This window comes from uncultured Mailhella sp. (genome assembly GCF_944324615.1).
Lineage (GTDB): Bacteria > Desulfobacterota > Desulfovibrionia > Desulfovibrionales > Desulfovibrionaceae > Mailhella.
Genome location: NZ_CALUWY010000015.1, coordinates 1 through 15,661, shown reverse-complemented (window position 1 = coordinate 15,661; position 15,661 = coordinate 1). Strand labels below are relative to the sequence as shown.

At 61.2% G+C, this 15,661-nt stretch carries 16 protein-coding genes; all 16 read left to right on the top strand.

All coding sequences use genetic code 11. From position 1 onward, the window contains the following. The 16 genes from Q0K07_RS05225 to leuS all read left to right on the top strand — a co-directional run bounded on the left by Q0K07_RS05225 (position 1) and on the right by leuS (position 15,311). On the top strand, positions 1–801 hold the full coding sequence (locus Q0K07_RS05225) for an SPOR domain-containing protein (protein ID WP_294557360.1): 801 nt from the start codon (positions 1–3) through the stop codon (positions 799–801). Between the two features lie 156 nt (positions 802–957). Continuing rightward, positions 958–1,515 carry a DUF177 domain-containing protein gene (locus Q0K07_RS05220; RefSeq protein WP_294557358.1) on the top strand — a complete coding sequence of 186 codons (558 nt, stop codon included), beginning with the start codon at positions 958–960 and terminating at the stop codon, positions 1,513–1,515. Positions 1,516–1,546: 31 nt separating this feature from the next. Continuing rightward, positions 1,547–1,732 carry a 50S ribosomal protein L32 gene (gene rpmF / locus Q0K07_RS05215; RefSeq protein WP_294447246.1) on the top strand — a complete coding sequence of 62 codons (186 nt, stop codon included), beginning with the start codon at positions 1,547–1,549 and terminating at the stop codon, positions 1,730–1,732. Further along, positions 1,722–2,774 carry a phosphate acyltransferase PlsX gene (plsX, locus tag Q0K07_RS05210; protein WP_294557356.1) on the top strand — a complete coding sequence of 351 codons (1,053 nt, stop codon included), beginning with the start codon at positions 1,722–1,724 and terminating at the stop codon, positions 2,772–2,774. The genes rpmF and plsX overlap by 11 nt, the downstream gene beginning before the upstream one ends. Positions 2,775–3,002: 228 nt before the next feature. Next, positions 3,003–4,007, top strand: coding sequence for a beta-ketoacyl-ACP synthase III (locus Q0K07_RS05205; protein ID WP_294557354.1), 1,005 nt, complete (start codon positions 3,003–3,005; stop codon positions 4,005–4,007). Between the two features lie 58 nt (positions 4,008–4,065). Next, positions 4,066–4,809: a 3-oxoacyl-[acyl-carrier-protein] reductase gene (gene fabG / locus Q0K07_RS05200; protein WP_294557352.1), complete on the top strand. Its 744-nt coding sequence runs from the start codon at positions 4,066–4,068 to the stop codon at positions 4,807–4,809. A gap of 133 nt (positions 4,810–4,942) precedes the next feature. Next, complete coding sequence (acpP, locus tag Q0K07_RS05195; RefSeq protein WP_294557350.1) at positions 4,943–5,179, top strand: acyl carrier protein; 237 nt, start codon at positions 4,943–4,945, stop codon at positions 5,177–5,179. A 353-nt stretch (positions 5,180–5,532) separates the two neighbouring features. Then, on the top strand, positions 5,533–6,780 hold the full coding sequence (gene fabF / locus Q0K07_RS05190; protein WP_294557348.1) for a beta-ketoacyl-ACP synthase II: 1,248 nt from the start codon (positions 5,533–5,535) through the stop codon (positions 6,778–6,780). Between the two features lie 47 nt (positions 6,781–6,827). Then, positions 6,828–8,072, top strand: a complete 1,245-nt coding sequence (gene glyA / locus Q0K07_RS05185) for a serine hydroxymethyltransferase (RefSeq protein WP_294557346.1) — start codon at positions 6,828–6,830, stop codon at positions 8,070–8,072. 94 nt (positions 8,073–8,166) lie between these two features. Further along, positions 8,167–8,712, top strand: coding sequence for a cytidine/deoxycytidylate deaminase family protein (locus tag Q0K07_RS05180; protein ID WP_294557344.1), 546 nt, complete (start codon positions 8,167–8,169; stop codon positions 8,710–8,712). After that, a complete protein-coding gene (gene ribD, locus Q0K07_RS05175; RefSeq protein ID WP_294557341.1) occupies positions 8,709–9,839 on the top strand; it encodes a bifunctional diaminohydroxyphosphoribosylaminopyrimidine deaminase/5-amino-6-(5-phosphoribosylamino)uracil reductase RibD in 1,131 nt (376 codons plus the stop codon). Before Q0K07_RS05180 ends, ribD begins: the two co-directional genes overlap by 4 nt. Before the next feature lie 3 nt (positions 9,840–9,842). Then, a complete protein-coding gene (locus Q0K07_RS05170; RefSeq protein WP_294557339.1) occupies positions 9,843–10,511 on the top strand; it encodes a riboflavin synthase in 669 nt (222 codons plus the stop codon). Positions 10,512–10,583: 72 nt separating this feature from the next. Further along, on the top strand, positions 10,584–11,804 hold the full coding sequence (locus tag Q0K07_RS05165; protein WP_294557337.1) for a bifunctional 3,4-dihydroxy-2-butanone-4-phosphate synthase/GTP cyclohydrolase II: 1,221 nt from the start codon (positions 10,584–10,586) through the stop codon (positions 11,802–11,804). A 7-nt stretch (positions 11,805–11,811) separates the two neighbouring features. Beyond that, entirely contained in the window at positions 11,812–12,282 is a 471-nt protein-coding gene (ribE, locus tag Q0K07_RS05160; protein ID WP_294557335.1) for a 6,7-dimethyl-8-ribityllumazine synthase, read from the top strand. Then, positions 12,282–12,743, top strand: coding sequence for a transcription antitermination factor NusB (gene nusB / locus Q0K07_RS05155; protein WP_294557333.1), 462 nt, complete (start codon positions 12,282–12,284; stop codon positions 12,741–12,743). Before ribE ends, nusB begins: the two co-directional genes overlap by 1 nt. Before the next feature lie 63 nt (positions 12,744–12,806). Continuing rightward, on the top strand, positions 12,807–15,311 hold the full coding sequence (gene leuS / locus Q0K07_RS05150; RefSeq protein WP_294557331.1) for a leucine--tRNA ligase: 2,505 nt from the start codon (positions 12,807–12,809) through the stop codon (positions 15,309–15,311). Positions 15,312–15,661 lie beyond the last annotated feature (350 nt).

Sequence of the window (15,661 nt, the reverse complement as noted above, 5' to 3'; positions counted from 1 at the left end):
ATGGCGAACGCGTTTTATCGCAACTCTTCTTCCAGTGCGAAGAAAAACAGCGACCGGGAACGACGGCAGTCTTTCTTCTCGGCCTCTGAGGAAAGTTCCGAAGCCGCGGCCGCTCAGGCCGCGGCGGAGAACGAAGCCTCCTCGCGCAAAAGCGCTCCCGCAAGGGCGGAAGGGCGCGGCGTGCTCACCTGGAAGGCGAACATCACGCCTTCGGCGCTGGTGACCATAAGCGTGCTGGCCCTGGTGCTTCTGGGGTTCAGCTTTCTTTCCGGCGTCATCGTGGGGCGCAGCAGCATGCCCCTGCCCCAGGCGCTGGAGCTGGAGAGACTTCTTGCGGACGATGCGCCGGAGAATGAAGGGGAGGTCGAGGAGAAGGAGAAGATCCTTCCCAAGGAAGAGCTCCGCTTCATGACCAGCCTGAAGAACGACGCTTCGGGCGGGGTGCTTTCCGATGCCGAGGCTCCGGCCGCACAGTCTGCCGCTCAGGTGACGCAGGAAAAGCCGAAGGAAGAAAAGCCGAAGCAGGAAGCGCAGAAGCCGAAGGAACCCCAGTTCGACTATGTGATGCGTGTGGCGGCCTTCAAGGAACAGAGCCAGGCCAAGGCCCTGAGCGACAGGCTCACCAAGGACGGGCTGAAGGCCCGGCGCACCCAGGCGAAGACGAAGCGCGGCACATGGTACTATGTGCAGGTGTCGTTCCGGGGAGGCAAGGGCGATGTGCAGATGATGCGCCGCACCCTCGACAAGTACGGCCTGCACGACGCCATGCTCATCAGTGAGAAGGCGGTGAAGGGCAGATAGCGGAACATTTGTTCCGTCGTGTCTGCCGTGCTTTTCTGCGCCCTTTTTCCGGCGGCGGCAGAGACCGGGCGGGGGAAATTCCCGCCTGAAGCCAAGTACAGAGGCTTGACAAAGATGGCCTCCGTCGGTATTTTGTCATGTTTCCAGAGGTAAGGCATGGAATTAAGACACATCGCACTGAATGAGATAGAGCCGCAGGGGCGCACCATCACGGTTTCCGACAGGGCCGTGTGGGAAGAGCCGGCGGCGGAATATCACCTGCAATGCCGCATAGTTGAGCCTGTTGTTGCCGAGGTGTTTCTGCTTCCGCAGAGCGACGGCTGCCTCATCCGCGGTACGATCAGGGGTGTGGTGGCCATGCCGTGCAATCGCTGCATGGAAGAAACTCTTGTGGTGCTGAACCAGAGCTTCGACGAGTTCGAGGAATACCCCGCGCCTGCCGAAACCGAACCGGAAGAGGAAAATCCTGCCGGACTTCTGGATGAATGTGCCGTGACCATGGAAGGCGGAGCGCCTTTCCTTGATCTGGCATCGCTTTTGTGGGAGGAGTTTTCACTGGCCCTGCCCGTGAAGCCCCTCTGCAGGCCGGACTGCCGGGGTCTGTGCCCCGAGTGCGGCAAAAATCTTAATGAAGGTGCCTGCGGCTGTTCCCGCGACAGCGGTGATCCGCGGCTGGCTGCTCTGCGTCAACTGAAAGTGAAACATCAGGGATGACTCCCCCGTTTCCGAGATAAGGAGAAACATCATGGCCGTTCAGCAGAACAAAAAGTCCCACTCCAGAAAGTGCATGCGTCGTTCCCATGACCGTGTGGCCAAGCCCACCGTCATCTACTGCTCCTGCGGCGCTCCCACCAAGCCCCACAGCGTTTGCCCCTCCTGCGGCAAGTACGACGGCCGCCAGGTAGAACCTGTGGCCAGCGATGAGCAGTAATAATCGTCCAAAGCTGGCCGTGGACGCCATGGGGGGCGATTTCGGCCCTTCCGTGGTGGTTCCCGGCGCGCTTCAGGCCGCCCGCAACACGGGTGCCAAAGTCATCCTTGTCGGTATTGAGGATGAGATCCGCAAGACCATTGCGGATCTTTCCGCGCAGTCCGAAGAAGGGGAGCTTTTCGAGATCGTCAACGCCACGCAGCTGGTGGAGATGACCGACAAGCCCTCCGAGGTCCTGCGTACCAAGAAGGATTCCTCCATGCAGGTGGCATGCAGGCTGGTCCGCCAGGGAGAAGCCGACGCTTTCATAAGCGCCGGTCACTCCGGTGCGGCCTATGCCTGCGGCATGTTCATCCTCGGGCGCATTCCCGGGGTGGAACGTCCTGCACTGGCCTCCGTGATACCCACGGAAAAGTCGCCCATGCTCCTTCTCGACGTGGGCGCCAACGTGGAATGCCGCCCTCACCATCTCTTTCAGTTCGGCCTCATGGGTTCCACCTTCGTCAAGGACATCCTTGGCTACGAAGATCCCCGTGTGGGCATTCTGAGCATCGGCGAGGAGGAAGGGAAGGGCAATTCGCTCGTCAAAAGCAGCTATGAGCTGCTCAAGCAGGCCTCCAACCTTAATTTCATCGGCAACGCCGAGGGCAGGGATCTGTTCACCGGCGATATCGATGTGGCGGTCTGCGACGGCTTCGTGGGCAATATTGCCCTCAAGCTGAGCGAAGGCCTGGCCTCTTCTCTGACGCATCTTCTGAAGAGGGAGCTTCTGAACAACGGCGTGCTGCCCAAGCTGGGCGCCATGCTGTCCATGAAGGCCTTCCAGAATTTCAAGAAGATGGTGGATTATGCGGAATACGGGGGTGCGCCTCTGCTCGGTCTGAAGGGCATCGCCATCGTCTGCCACGGCAAGTCCAATGCCAAGGCCATTACGAGCGCCGTCACCATGGCCAACACCTATGTGGTCAAGGGTACGCAGCAGCGCCTTGTGGAAACCATCAGTGCCAACGAGGAGCTGACGAGTTACGGCCGCTCCGTATAATCGTCTCTTTTTTCTGCGCCCCGTCGTCGCCTTTCAGGGTGAGGGCGGGGATGCGGCGGCGGTGTATATGCACCGTCCGTCGAGTCCGGGTGCCTTTTCGGATGCACCTGCCGGCCGCTTCGTCCCTGTGTGGAAAATGCGCGGCTTCTTTCGGGGTGGGGCCGTCCCGGCCCCCCTCGCTTCAAATGGGAACGGCTGCCCTCCGGGCAGCCTCGTCCGGACATCTTCATGAATCATCCCTGCTATATTTGCGGACTCGGCTCCTTCATTCCTTCCCGCGTCATGACCAATCATGATCTGGAAAAGCTGGTGGAGACTTCCGATGAGTGGATCAGCACCCGAACGGGCATCAAGGAACGCCATATCCTGGATGACGGCGTCAATCCTTCCGACTGCGGTCTGGAAGCCGCGCGCGCCGCTCTGGCGGAGGCCGGAGTTGCGCCGGAGGAGGTCACCCATATTTTCGTGGCCACCTGCACGCCCGACTATCTCTGCCCCAGCACGGCCTGCGTCATTGCGGGCAAGCTCGGTCTTTCCTCTCTGGAAGGGCGCAAAGGGGATGTGATGTGCCTCGATTTCAACGCCGCGTGCACGGGTTTCGTGTACGGGCTTGAACTGGCGCGCTCCATCGTGCAGATGCACGAGGATGCCGTGGTTCTTCTCGTGGCCACCGAAGGGCTGAGCCGGCGCACCAATTTCACCGACCGCACCACCTGCGTGCTCTTCGGCGACGCCGCCGGAGCCGTGGTGCTCCGCTCAAGCGACAGGAACGCCCTCTGGCAGGTGCGCGACGTGGTCTGCTCCTCCGACGGTTCCCTGCACGATCTCATCAAGATAGGCGGCGGTTCGGCCTGCAATATCAAGGAAGGCGACACCGTGGGGCCGGACTGGTTCATTTCCATGCAGGGCATGGCGGTGTTCAAGCATGCCGTGCGCAGCATGGCCGACGAGAGCCAGCGCATTCTGGAACGCAACGGCATGAGCTTTGAGGATCTTGATCTGTTCATTCCGCATCAGGCGAATCTGCGCATCATCAAGGCCGTGGGTGAACGTCTGGGGCTGGACGAAAGCCATGTTTTCTCCAACGTGCAGCATTACGGCAACACCTCCGCCGCCACGCTTCCCGTGGCCATGGAGGACGCACGCCGCACGGGAGCTCTGAAACCGGGCATGAAGGTGCTTCTGACCAGTTTCGGCGGCGGCATGACCTGGGGCTCTGCGCTTCTGGTCTAGTTTCTCCGTTGTCATTTCCCCGGAAAACGCTTAGTATTCCCCCCATAGGAGCTTGAGCATGAGCGAACTCTCCCCCACTGCGCTTGTCACCGGCGGTTCCCGCGGCATCGGCCGCACCGTGGCGCTTACCCTCGCCGCCGCCGGCTATCAGATATACTTTACCTATGTGAGCCGTCCGGAAGCGGCCATGCAGACCGTGGCCGACATCGAGGCCATGGGCGGGCATGCCCGCGCCTTCTGCGTGGATTCCGGCGATTCCGAAGCCGTTTCCCGCTTCTTTGCCGAAGAGATCAAGGGCAAGGTGCAGCTTTCCGTGCTGGTGAACAATGCCGGCATCACCCGTGACGGCCTTGTCCTGCGCATGAAGGATGAGGACTTCGACGCGGTGGTCAACACCAACCTGCGCGGAGCCTTCCTTTTCCTGCGTGAGGCGGCCAAGATCATGGCCCGTCAGCGTGCAGGCCGTATCATCAATATTTCCTCCGTGGTCGGCCAGATGGGCAATGCCGGGCAGATCAACTATTCCGCTGCCAAGGCCGGCCTCATCGGCATGACCAAATCCGCCGCCAAGGAACTGGGCGGGCGTTCCGTCACCGTGAACGCCGTTGCGCCCGGCTTCATTGAAACGGACATGACCGCCGCCCTCACCGAAGAAACGAAAAAGGCCTATGCCGCCGCCATTCCTCTGGGCCGTCTGGGTTCCGCGCAGGATGTGGCCGACGCCGTGGCCTTCCTTGCCTCCGACAAGGCCGCGTACATCACGGGGCAGGTCATCGCCGTGAACGGCGGGCTGTACTGCTGAGAAATTTCCGGAGATATCCGGCTTCCTCCTTCCGGTCCTGCCGGGGGATGCGGAGAACTTTGAATGTGGTTGGTAGCCGGGACTGCGCTCCCGGCATGGAAGTAGAACCTGAAAACACCCCTTGGAGGGAACCATGGCCGCCGTTGAAGATAAAGTGAAGCAGATCATTGTCGAACAGCTCAATCTCTCTGAAGAAGAAGTGACTCCCGAAGCTTCCTTCATCGAAGATCTGGGTGCCGACTCTCTCGACCTGACCGAACTCATCATGGCCTTTGAAGAAGCCTTCGGCGTGGAAATCGCCGATGAAGACGCCCAGAAGATTCTGAAGGTCAAGGACGCCATCAACTATATTGAAAGCAAGCAGAAGTAAGTTTCTTCCTTTCATCTTGTTTTCATGAAGATGCCGGGGAGCCTCGCGTTCCCCGGCGTATTCGAGTTTAGAGAACGCCGCATGAACATGCGGCCTGCGGCTCGTGGAACGGCTTTTTCAGCTTTTCATGACGTTTCCAGAGCAGAACATCTTGAGGGTCCGTGAGCGTTGCGGGCCGAGGGGCGCTTCCTGAAGCGGCCGCGGAAGGAGAGGTCCGCGGTAAAGACGCGAAGATTCCGCAGCCGGCGTTCTGCGCCGGATGGAGCGGGTGAGGGCGGAAATCCGCCGGCGTTCCGCACCCTCCGGGGGCAGGGAGCATTTCCCGTCACCTACTTTACATGGAGTTATTCCGCGTGGATCGTAAGCGTATCGTTATCACCGGTCTTTCAGCCATCACGCCTCTGGGCACCGACCTTGAGAGCAGCTGGGAGGCTCTTCTTGCCGGCAAGTCCGGCATCGGCCGTATCACTCAGTTTGATTCCACCGAATTTCCCACTCACATCGCGGGCGAAGTAAAGAATTTCAAGCCTGAGGAAGTCATCCCCGGTAAACAGTGCCGCAAGATGGACCGCTTCTGTCAGCTTGCCGTATGCGCGGGGCTGCAGCTCATGGCGCATTCCGGCCTCAAGATGGAGGAAACCGACGCCAGACGTGTGGGCGTGGTGCTGGGCGTCGGTCTCGGCGGCCTCAAGACCATTGAAGATTTCCACGAAAAGCTGCGTACCTCCGGCCCCAACCGCGTGTCTCCCTTCTATATTCCCATGCTGATTTCCAACATGGCTCCCGGCCAGGTGGCAATATTCACGGGCGCCAAGGGCATCAACGTGGTCTCCACGAGCGCCTGCGCCTCCGCGCTGCATGCCATCGGCAGCGCCTATGATCAGCTTGTTCTCGGCCGCGCCGATGTCGTCATCACGGGCGGCGCGGAATCCACCATCACGGAAATGGGCATTTCCGGGTTCACCTCCATGAAGGCCCTGTGCACCGCCCATCAGGACGAACCGGAAAAGGCCTCCCGTCCCTTCGACGCCGGCCGCAGCGGCTTCATCATGGGTGAAGGCGCGGGCATGCTCATGCTGGAGACTCTGGAACACGCTCAGGCCCGCGGCGCGAAGATTTATGCCGAGATCGCGGGCTTCGGCGCTTCCGACGACGCCCACCACATGGTGGCTCCCCTGGAGACCGGCGAAGGCATGGCGAACTGCATGCGCAACGCCCTGGCCGACGCGGGTCTCGCCCCTGAAGCCATCGACCATGTGAGCGCGCACGGCACCTCCACCCATGCCAACGACGCGGCCGAAACCAAGGCTCTGCACGAGGTGTTCGGCGATCATGCGAAGAATCTGGCCATCACGGCCGTCAAGTCGCAGATCGGCCACCTTCTCGGTGCCTCCGGCGGCGTGTCCAGCGTGTTCGCCACCCTGTCCCTGTTCACCGGCATGGTGCCCGGCACCATCAATCAGGAAACTCCTGATCCCGAATGCGACCTCAACTACATGGGCGGCGGCTCGAAGAAGCTCGATCCCGGCTATGCCATGATAAATTCCTTCGGCTTCGGCGGCACCAACGCAAGCCTCATACTGAAGAAGTTTACCGCATAATCTGCAGGGCCGGGGCACCGGCCCTCAATTTTCAGGAACGGAGAACCATGGAAGAACTGATTTTGCGCGACCCCGAAGTCGCGGACGCCATCTGGAAGGAATCCCGCCGTCAGGTGAGCAAGCTTGAGCTCATAGCCTCGGAAAACTTCATATCCGTCGCCGTGCGCGAGGCGCAGGGCTCCATCATGACGCACAAGTACGCCGAAGGGTATCCCGGCAAGCGTTACTATGGCGGCTGCGAATTTGTGGACATTGTGGAGAACCTTGCCCGCGATCGCGCGATGAAGCTGTTTGACTGCGACTACGCCAACGTGCAGCCTCATGCCGGCAGCCAGGCCAACATGGCCGCCTACCTTGCGCTCATCAAGCCCGGGGATACGGTCATGGGCATGGATCTTTCCCATGGCGGGCATCTCACCCACGGCAGCCCCGTGAACTTTTCCGGGCGCGCCTACAACTTTGTTCCCTACGGCGTGAACCGCGAAACGGGCTGCATCGACTACGACGAGCTGGAAAAGAAGGCCCGTGAATGCCGTCCCGCGCTCATCGTGGCCGGGGCCAGCGCCTATTCCCGCATCATTGACTTCGAACGTTTCCGCAAGATCGCCGATGAAGTGGGCGCCAAGCTCATGGTGGACATGGCCCACATCGCGGGCCTTGTGGCCGCAGGGCTCCATCCTTCTCCGCTTCCCTGGGCGGACATCACCACGACCACCACGCACAAGACGCTGCGCGGTCCCCGCGGCGGCATGATCCTGACTTCCCGCGGGGAGGAATACGGCAAGACCATCAACAGCAAGGTGTTCCCCGGCATGCAGGGCGGCCCGCTCATGCACGTCATCGCGGCCAAGGCCGTGGCCTTCGGTGAAGCGCTGCGTCCCGAGTTCAAGGAATATCAGGCGCAGATACTGCGCAACGCCAGAGTGCTCGCCTCCTGCCTCACCGACGCCGGCTACGACCTTGTGTCCGGCGGAACGGACAACCACCTCATGCTGCTGGATCTGACCAGAAAGGACATCACCGGCAAGGATGCCGAACATGCCCTGGATCTTGCGGGCATCACGGTGAACAAGAACACGGTTCCCTTTGAAACGCGTTCCCCCTTCGTCACTTCCGGCGTGCGCATCGGCACGGCCGCTCTCACCACCCGCGGCATGAAGGAAAAGGACATGGAAAAGGTGGGCGGCTGGATCGTGGACGTGCTTTCCAACACCACCAACGAATCCCGCCTTGCTGAAATCCGCAGCGAAGTGGAATCCTTCGCCTGCAATTTCCCGCTGTTCGCCTGGTAAAAATCGGGGCGGCCCTGTGCACGGCATGGTGTGCTGGCCGCCCTTTTCCTTGCTTTCAAACAGTGATACGTTCCCGGTGGAAGCGGGAGGATGTATGACGCATGACAGCAGGGCCAGCTGGCCCAGATATTTCATGGACATCGCCTACCTTGTGGCGGAGCGCTCCACCTGTCTCCGCAGAAAGGTGGGGGCCGTGGCGGTGCTGGACAAGCGCATTCTGGCCACAGGATACAACGGCGCGCCCTCCGGCGTGCCGCACTGCCTTGAGGTCGGCTGTCTGCGGGCCACCCTCGGCATTCCCTCGGGACAGCGTCACGAGATATGCCGGGGCATTCACGCCGAGCAGAATGTCATCATACAGGCTGCGGTACACGGCATTTCTCTGCGCGGTGCGGAAATTTTCTGCACCACCTACCCCTGCTTCATCTGTTCCAAAATGCTGATCAACTGCGGGGTGAAGAGAATCTGGATTTCCGAGAACTACCCCGACGAGCTTTCCAAATCCATGCTCGCCGAGGCGGGCGTGCAGGTCATTCATCTGCCGCATGGGGCCGACAGCCCGCAGAGTGTGGAAAACGGCGCTCCGGCACAGGCCGAACAGGCACTGCCGGAGGAGGAAAAGGAAGGAGGCAGGGCATGAACCGGCACGAAACATTCATGCGCGCGGCGCTGGAACTGGCCGAGAGGGGGCGCTGGAGCACGGCTCCCAATCCTGTGGTCGGTGCGGTGCTCGTGCGCGACGGAAATATTGTGGCGGAGGGCTGGCACGCCGTGTGCGGCGAAGGCCATGCCGAGGTGAACTGCCTGCGCGACGCGCGGGAGAAGGGCGTGGACCCTTCCGCGTGCACGCTGTACGTCACCCTTGAGCCCTGCAACCATCAGGGCAAGACTCCTCCCTGTACGAAGGCCATTCTGGAAGCGGGCATCCCCCATGTGGTGGTGGGCATGGCCGATGTGAATGCTCAGGCTTCGGGCGGTGCGGAATTTCTGCGCGCGCACGGCGTAGAGGTGGAGATGGGCGTGCTTGAGAAGGAGTGCCGCGATCTTGTGGCCGACTTCATCATCTGGCAGACCACGCGCCGGCCCTACGTCATCCTGAAAATGGCCTCCACCCTCGACGGGCGCATCGCCACGCGCGCCGGCCGTTCCCAGCGCATTTCCAACCGCGCCTCCCATGAGGAGGTCATGCGCCTGCGTGAGAACATCGGGCGCGCGGGAGGAGCCGTTCTTGTGGGCGGCAACACCTTCCTGCTGGACAATCCCCGCCTTACGGCAAGAACGCAGAGCGCCACCCGTCAGCCTCTGGCCGCGATCATGACTTCGCGCCTGCCGGGAGCGGACGCTTCCTGTCATCTTCTGGACGAACGCCCCGGAGACTGCGTGTTCTTCAGCACCGCGGCGCAGGCGGCTTCCCCTTCGGCGGTGTCGCTGCGCAACCGGGGCGCGCGCGTGTACGGTGTGGACTGCGCTTCCGGCAGGCATACGCTGGATGCGGAAGAGGTGCTCATCAGCCTCAGGGAGCAGGAGCACTGCCTGTATGTGCTTTGCGAAGGCGGCGGCAGACTGGCCCTTTCCCTGCTGGAACAGGGGCTGGTGGATGAATTTCATCTGCACCTTGCGCCCTCCATTCTCGGCGACGCCGACGCCACGCCCGTGTTTTCCGGCCGTACGGCGGACGACATGGAGGATGCGCTGCGCATGCGCGTGATGCGTACCTCCGTGCTGGACGGCGACATACACCTTTATTTCCGCGCGGACAGGGGCTGAGTCATGTTTACAGGGCTTATCGAAGGCCAGGGCCGCATTGAGGGCATGGAGAGAAGAGGCGGGGACATGCTTTTCCGCTTCCATCCTCTTTTTGCATGGGAAGCTCCCGAAATCGGTGAATCCGTGGCCTGCAACGGCGTATGCCTCACCATGGAGACATGGATTCCCGCCGGGCCCTCCTTCACGGCCTTTGCTTCTGCGGAGACGCTTTCCTGTTCCAATCTCGGGGGGCTTTCCGTGGGGGGACTTGTGAACATGGAACGGGCCATGGCCATGGGCGAACGCTTCGGCGGTCATATCGTGAGCGGCCATGTGGATACCGTGGCCCGTGTGGAGAGCGTGCGCCCCGTGGGGGATTCGCGCTGCATACGCCTTGCCTTTGCCGAGGATTGGAGTTCCCAGATCGTGCCCAAGGGGTCGGTGACCCTTGACGGCATAAGCCTTACCGTGAACGATTGCGGCCCCGGCTTCCTGGAAGTGAACATCATTCCCGAAACCTGGCGTGTGACCACGGTGGCCCTGTGGAAGACCGGTTCCGCCGTGAATCTGGAAACGGACATCATCGGCAAGTATGTGAAGCATCTCATGCAGCCGTATGCCGCAGGCAGGAGCAAGGCCCCGGAAGAGCGCGTAACCATGGATTTTCTGCGCCGCAACGGTTTTGGTTTTTAACGTGCCGGAACCATGCGGAGGGAACTCCGTACCGGACCGGCGTCACTTCATCTGCTCTTTTAAGGATAACGTATGCCTCTGTGCAGTGTGGAGACAGCCCTTGACGATCTGAAAAAGGGCAGAATGATCATTCTTGTGGATGACGAGGACAGGGAGAACGAAGGCGATCTCGTGGTCGCCGCCGAGTTCGTCACGCCTGAGATCATCAATTTCATGTCGAGGCAGGGGCGCGGGCTCATCTGCCTTTCCCTTTCCGCCGAGCGGGCCGATGCTCTCGAACTGCCTCTCATGACGCGGCGCAACGGCTCCCGGTTCGGCACCAATTTCACCGTTTCCATCGACGCCCGCCGCAGCGAGGCCCCCGCCATGTCTGCCGCAGGGCGCGCCCATACCGTGCAGACGGCCATTGCCGACGGCGCGGTTCCGGCCGATCTGGTTTCACCGGGCTGCATGTTCCCCCTGCGCGCACGCCCCGGCGGGCTTCTCACCCGTGCCGGGCAGACGGAAGGAAGCATCGACCTGTGCCGCATGGCCGGGCTCAAGGATGCCGCCGTCATCTGCGAGATCATGAAGGACGACGGAACCATGGCCCGCATGCCCGACCTTGAGAAGTTCGCGGCGGAGCATCAGCTGCACATTGCGGCCAACAAGGACATCATCCGCTGGCGTCTGGAACACGGCGAGGTGGCCGTCAAGCGCGCCGCCGAGGCTTCCATGCCCACGAAGTACGGAGATTTCCGCATCATCGCCTACGAAAATTCCGTGGACGGCCGCACCCATGTGGCCCTGGTGAAGGGCGACGTGAGCACGGAGGAACCCGTGCTCGTGCGCGTGCACAGCGAATGCCTCACCGGCGACGTGTTCGGTTCCATGCGCTGCGACTGCGGCGGACAGCTCGCCGCGGCGCTTCGCCGGATAGAGCAGGAAGGGCGGGGCGCTCTTCTGTACATGCGGCAGGAAGGGCGGGGCATAGGTCTTGCCAACAAGATCAAGGCCTATGCGCTCCAGGAACAGGGTCTGGATACCGTGGAGGCCAATATTCGTCTTGGCTTCCGGCCCGATTTGCGCGATTATGGCGTGGGCGCGCAGATTCTTGTGGATCTGGGCATACGGAAACTTCGCCTGCTGACCAACAACCCTACCAAGATCGTGGGGCTGGAAGGCTATGGGCTGGATATTGTGGAGCGTGTTCCCATAGAACAGGAACCCGGCCGCTACAATGAAGACTATCTGCTGACGAAGAAAGAAAAAATGGGCCACCTGCTCAGGCGGGTATGCCCCAAGACAGAGTGAGGAAAGCATGTATTCCGTCAAGACCATAGAAGGACAGCTCAACGCACAGGGCCTGAAGATCGCCATTGTTGCGTCGCGTTTCAACGATTTCATCGTCCAGCATCTGGTGGAAGGCGCCATTGACTATCTGACCCGTCATGGAGCTTCCCAGGAAGACATCACCGTCATCCGCGTGCCCGGGGCCTATGAACTGCCCATCGTGTGCAAGAAGCTGGCCGCTTTTTCCCAGTACAGCGGCATCATCGCTCTCGGTGCGGTCATTCGCGGAAGCACCCCTCATTTTGACTATGTCTGCGCCGAAGCTGCCAAGGGCATCGCGCAGGTTTCCCTGCAGTCCGGCCTTCCCGTGGGCTTCGGCCTTCTGACCTGCGACACGCTGGAACAGGCCATCGAGCGCGCCGGTGCGCATGTGGGCAACAAGGGTGCGGAAACCGCCGCCGCCGTGGTGGAAACCGTCCGCGTCATGGAGCAGCTCTGATGTCTGCGAAAGAACCCTCCCGCCGCGCGCATCGTCTGCTGGCCTTTCAGGCCCTCTACGGTCAGGAATTTCAGGAATGCACTTCCGTGGAAAAGCTCAAGGCCGCCTTTCTCGCCGTGCCCCGTCAGGACGAGGCGCTTGAACAGGAGGGCGAACCCTCCGGCTTTGCCTGGGAACTGGTGTACGGCGTATGGCAGCACCGCGAAGAGCTGGACGCCATCATCGAAAAGTTCGCCCGCAACTGGAGGCTCGACCGCGTCGGCCGTGTGGAACTGAACCTCCTGCGCCTCGGCGTGTATGAAATGCTTTACCGTGCCGACGTGCCCTCCAGAGTCTCCATGAACGAGGCCCTGGAACTGGACAAGCAGTACGGCGACGCGCGTTCCCATACCTTTGTCAACGGCATACTCGATGCGGTGAGCAGGGCCGTGGACAAGGGGGAACTTTCCATTCGCAACTGATGGGCCGACGCCCTGAAAGATTTATCGACAGCGGGCGCAGGCCCGAAGCTCCAAGGAACAGAAATGGCACTTTCGTCTCGTTACGATCCTCATGCGCTGGAAGAAAAATGGCAGAAGATATGGGCTGAAAAAGGCTCCTTCGACTGTGATGTCGATCCTTCCAGGCCCAAGTATTTTCTCATGGAAATGTTCCCGTATCCCTCGGGCAACATTCATATGGGCCATGTCCGCAACTACTCCATAGGCGACGTCATGGCGCGCTTCCGCCGTATGCAGGGATACAACGTCCTGCATCCCATCGGCTGGGACGCCTTCGGTCTCCCGGCGGAAAACGCCGCCATCAAGCACGGCACCCATCCTGCGAAGTGGACGTATTCCAACATCGACAACATGCGCGCCCAGCTTCAGCGTATGGGCTATTCCTACGACTGGCGCCGGGAAGTGGCGACCTGCCGTCCGGAATATTACCGCTGGGAACAGGAATTCTTCCTCAAGTGCCTGGAAAAGGGACTTGTGTACCGCAAGAAGGCTCCGCAGAACTGGTGCCCGAGCTGCCACACCGTGCTTGCCAATGAACAGGTGGTGGACGGCAAGTGCTGGCGCTGCGATTCCGTGGTGGAACAGAAGGATCTGACGCAGTGGTTCTTCCGCATCACGGCCTATGCCGACGAGCTTCTCGCCGACCTGGAAAAGCTGGAAAAGGGCTGGCCCTCCCGTGTGCTCACCATGCAGCACAACTGGATAGGCCGTTCCACCGGCGCGGAGATCGTGTTCCCTCTGGAAGGCCGCGAAGGCGAGATCAAGGTGTTTTCCACCCGTGCCGACACCCTGTTCGGCGTCACCTTCATGACCCTGGCTCCTGAACATCCTCTGGTGGAATCTCTCATTGCCGGTCGTGAGAATGAAGCCGAGATCCGTGCCTTCATCGAGCGCACCCGCAACATGGACCGTCTGGACCGCCAGTCGGAAACGCTGGAGAAGGACGGTGTGTTCACGGGCGCCTACTGCCTGAACCCCTTTACCGGCGACCGTATTCCCATCTGGCTCGGCAACTTCGTGCTGGCCGACTACGGCACCGGCGCGGTCATGGCCGTGCCTGCCCACGATCAGCGCGACTTCGACTTCGCGCACAAGTTCGGCATCGACATCAAGGTGGTGGTGAGCCCCGAAGGTCAGGAACTCGTTCCTTCCGAAATGACGGAAGCCTTTGTGGACGCGGGCGTTCTGGTGAATTCCGGCGAATTTTCCGGCATGCCCAATGAAGAAGGCAAGGCCGCCATCATCAGAAAGCTTGAGGAAACGGGCAAGGGCCGCGCCACGGTGAACTACCGCCTGCGCGACTGGAACATTTCCCGTCAGCGTTACTGGGGTGCCCCCATCCCGGTGGTGTACTGCGAAAAGTGCGGCGTGCAGCCTGTGAAGATCGAAGATCTGCCCGTGCGCCTGCCTCTGGACGTGAAGACCTGCGAAGACGGCCGTTCTCCGCTGCCCGACACGCCTTCCTTCGTGGAAACGGTGTGCCCCTGCTGCGGCGGTCCCGCCCGCCGCGAGACGGATACCATGGATACCTTCGTGGAATCCTCCTGGTATTTCGCCCGCTACACCTCCGCCCGCAAGGACGATGCGCCCTTCGACATGGAAGCGCTCAAGTACTGGATGCCCGTGGATCAGTACATAGGCGGTGTGGAGCACGCCATTCTGCACCTTCTGTATTCCCGCTTCTTCACCAAGATGCTGCGCGACTTCGGCTACCTTCCCGCCGACATGGACGAACCCTTCAAGAACCTGCTCACGCAGGGTATGGTGCTTCTCGGCGGCAGCAAGATGTCCAAGTCCAAGGGCAACATCGTCGACCCCGACGCCATGGTGCAGAAGTACGGTGCGGATACGGTGCGCCTGTTCTGCCTGTTTGCCGCGCCGCCGGAACGCGACTTCGACTGGAGCGACAGCGGCATTGAAGGTTCCTACCGCTTCGTGAGCAGGGTGTGGCGCATGTTTGCCGAAATGCAGCCCTATCTCAAGCCCGTGCTTCCCTGCTCCGACCTTTCTCCCGCGTCGAGCGAGGCCGTCCGTGCCCTGCGCCTGAGCGAGCACGCCACGGTGAAGAAGGTGGGAGAGGACATTGCGGAACGCAACCAGTTCAATACCGCCATCGCCGCCATCATGGAACTCGTGAACGCGGTGAACCAGTACCGCGAAGAGCTTTCCGCCACGGAAGAAGGCCGCAATGCGCTTTCCTCCGCCATGGCTACGGTGCTTGCCATGCTCTTCCCCTTCACTCCGCACATGTGCGAGGAAGTCTGGCAGGAGCTGGGCCATACCGATTCTCTGGACGACGTGCGCTGGCCCGCCTGGAGCGAGGAAGCTCTGAAGCGTGACGTGGTGACCGTGGTGGTTCAGGTGAACGGCAAGCTGCGCGGCAAGGTGGAAGTGCCCGCCGGATCCTCCCGCGAGGAACTGGAAAAGGCCGCTCTTGCCGAGCGTTCCATTCAGAATCACATTGCCGGAAAGACGGTGCGCAAGGTCATCGTGGTGCCCGGCAAGCTGGTCAACATCGTGGCCGGATAACAGTCATGAAAGGCCTTCCTTCCCCCCGGGGGAGGGAAGGCCGCAAGGTGCCCCGGCGGGATCGCCGCCGGGGCGTTCCCGCAAAGCGGATGCTTCCGGGCGGATGCGGAGCATGTCCGTGTCTTCCGGGGAAAACCGGGGCGGAGATGCCGTCTGCTTCAGGGCGGCAAGGCGGAGCTCTGTTCCCGGAGCGGACTGCCGTGAGTCCCCGCGAGGCGGGCATTGTTTTTTTTTTTTTTTGTTTTTTCTTTTCTTCCAATGTGAGGCTTATCTTTTTCTGGCGGGCCCGCCCGATTCGGAAAGCGTTGCTTTTTACCGGGGCCCCGCTTTCGCGGTATCGCCCTTTTTTG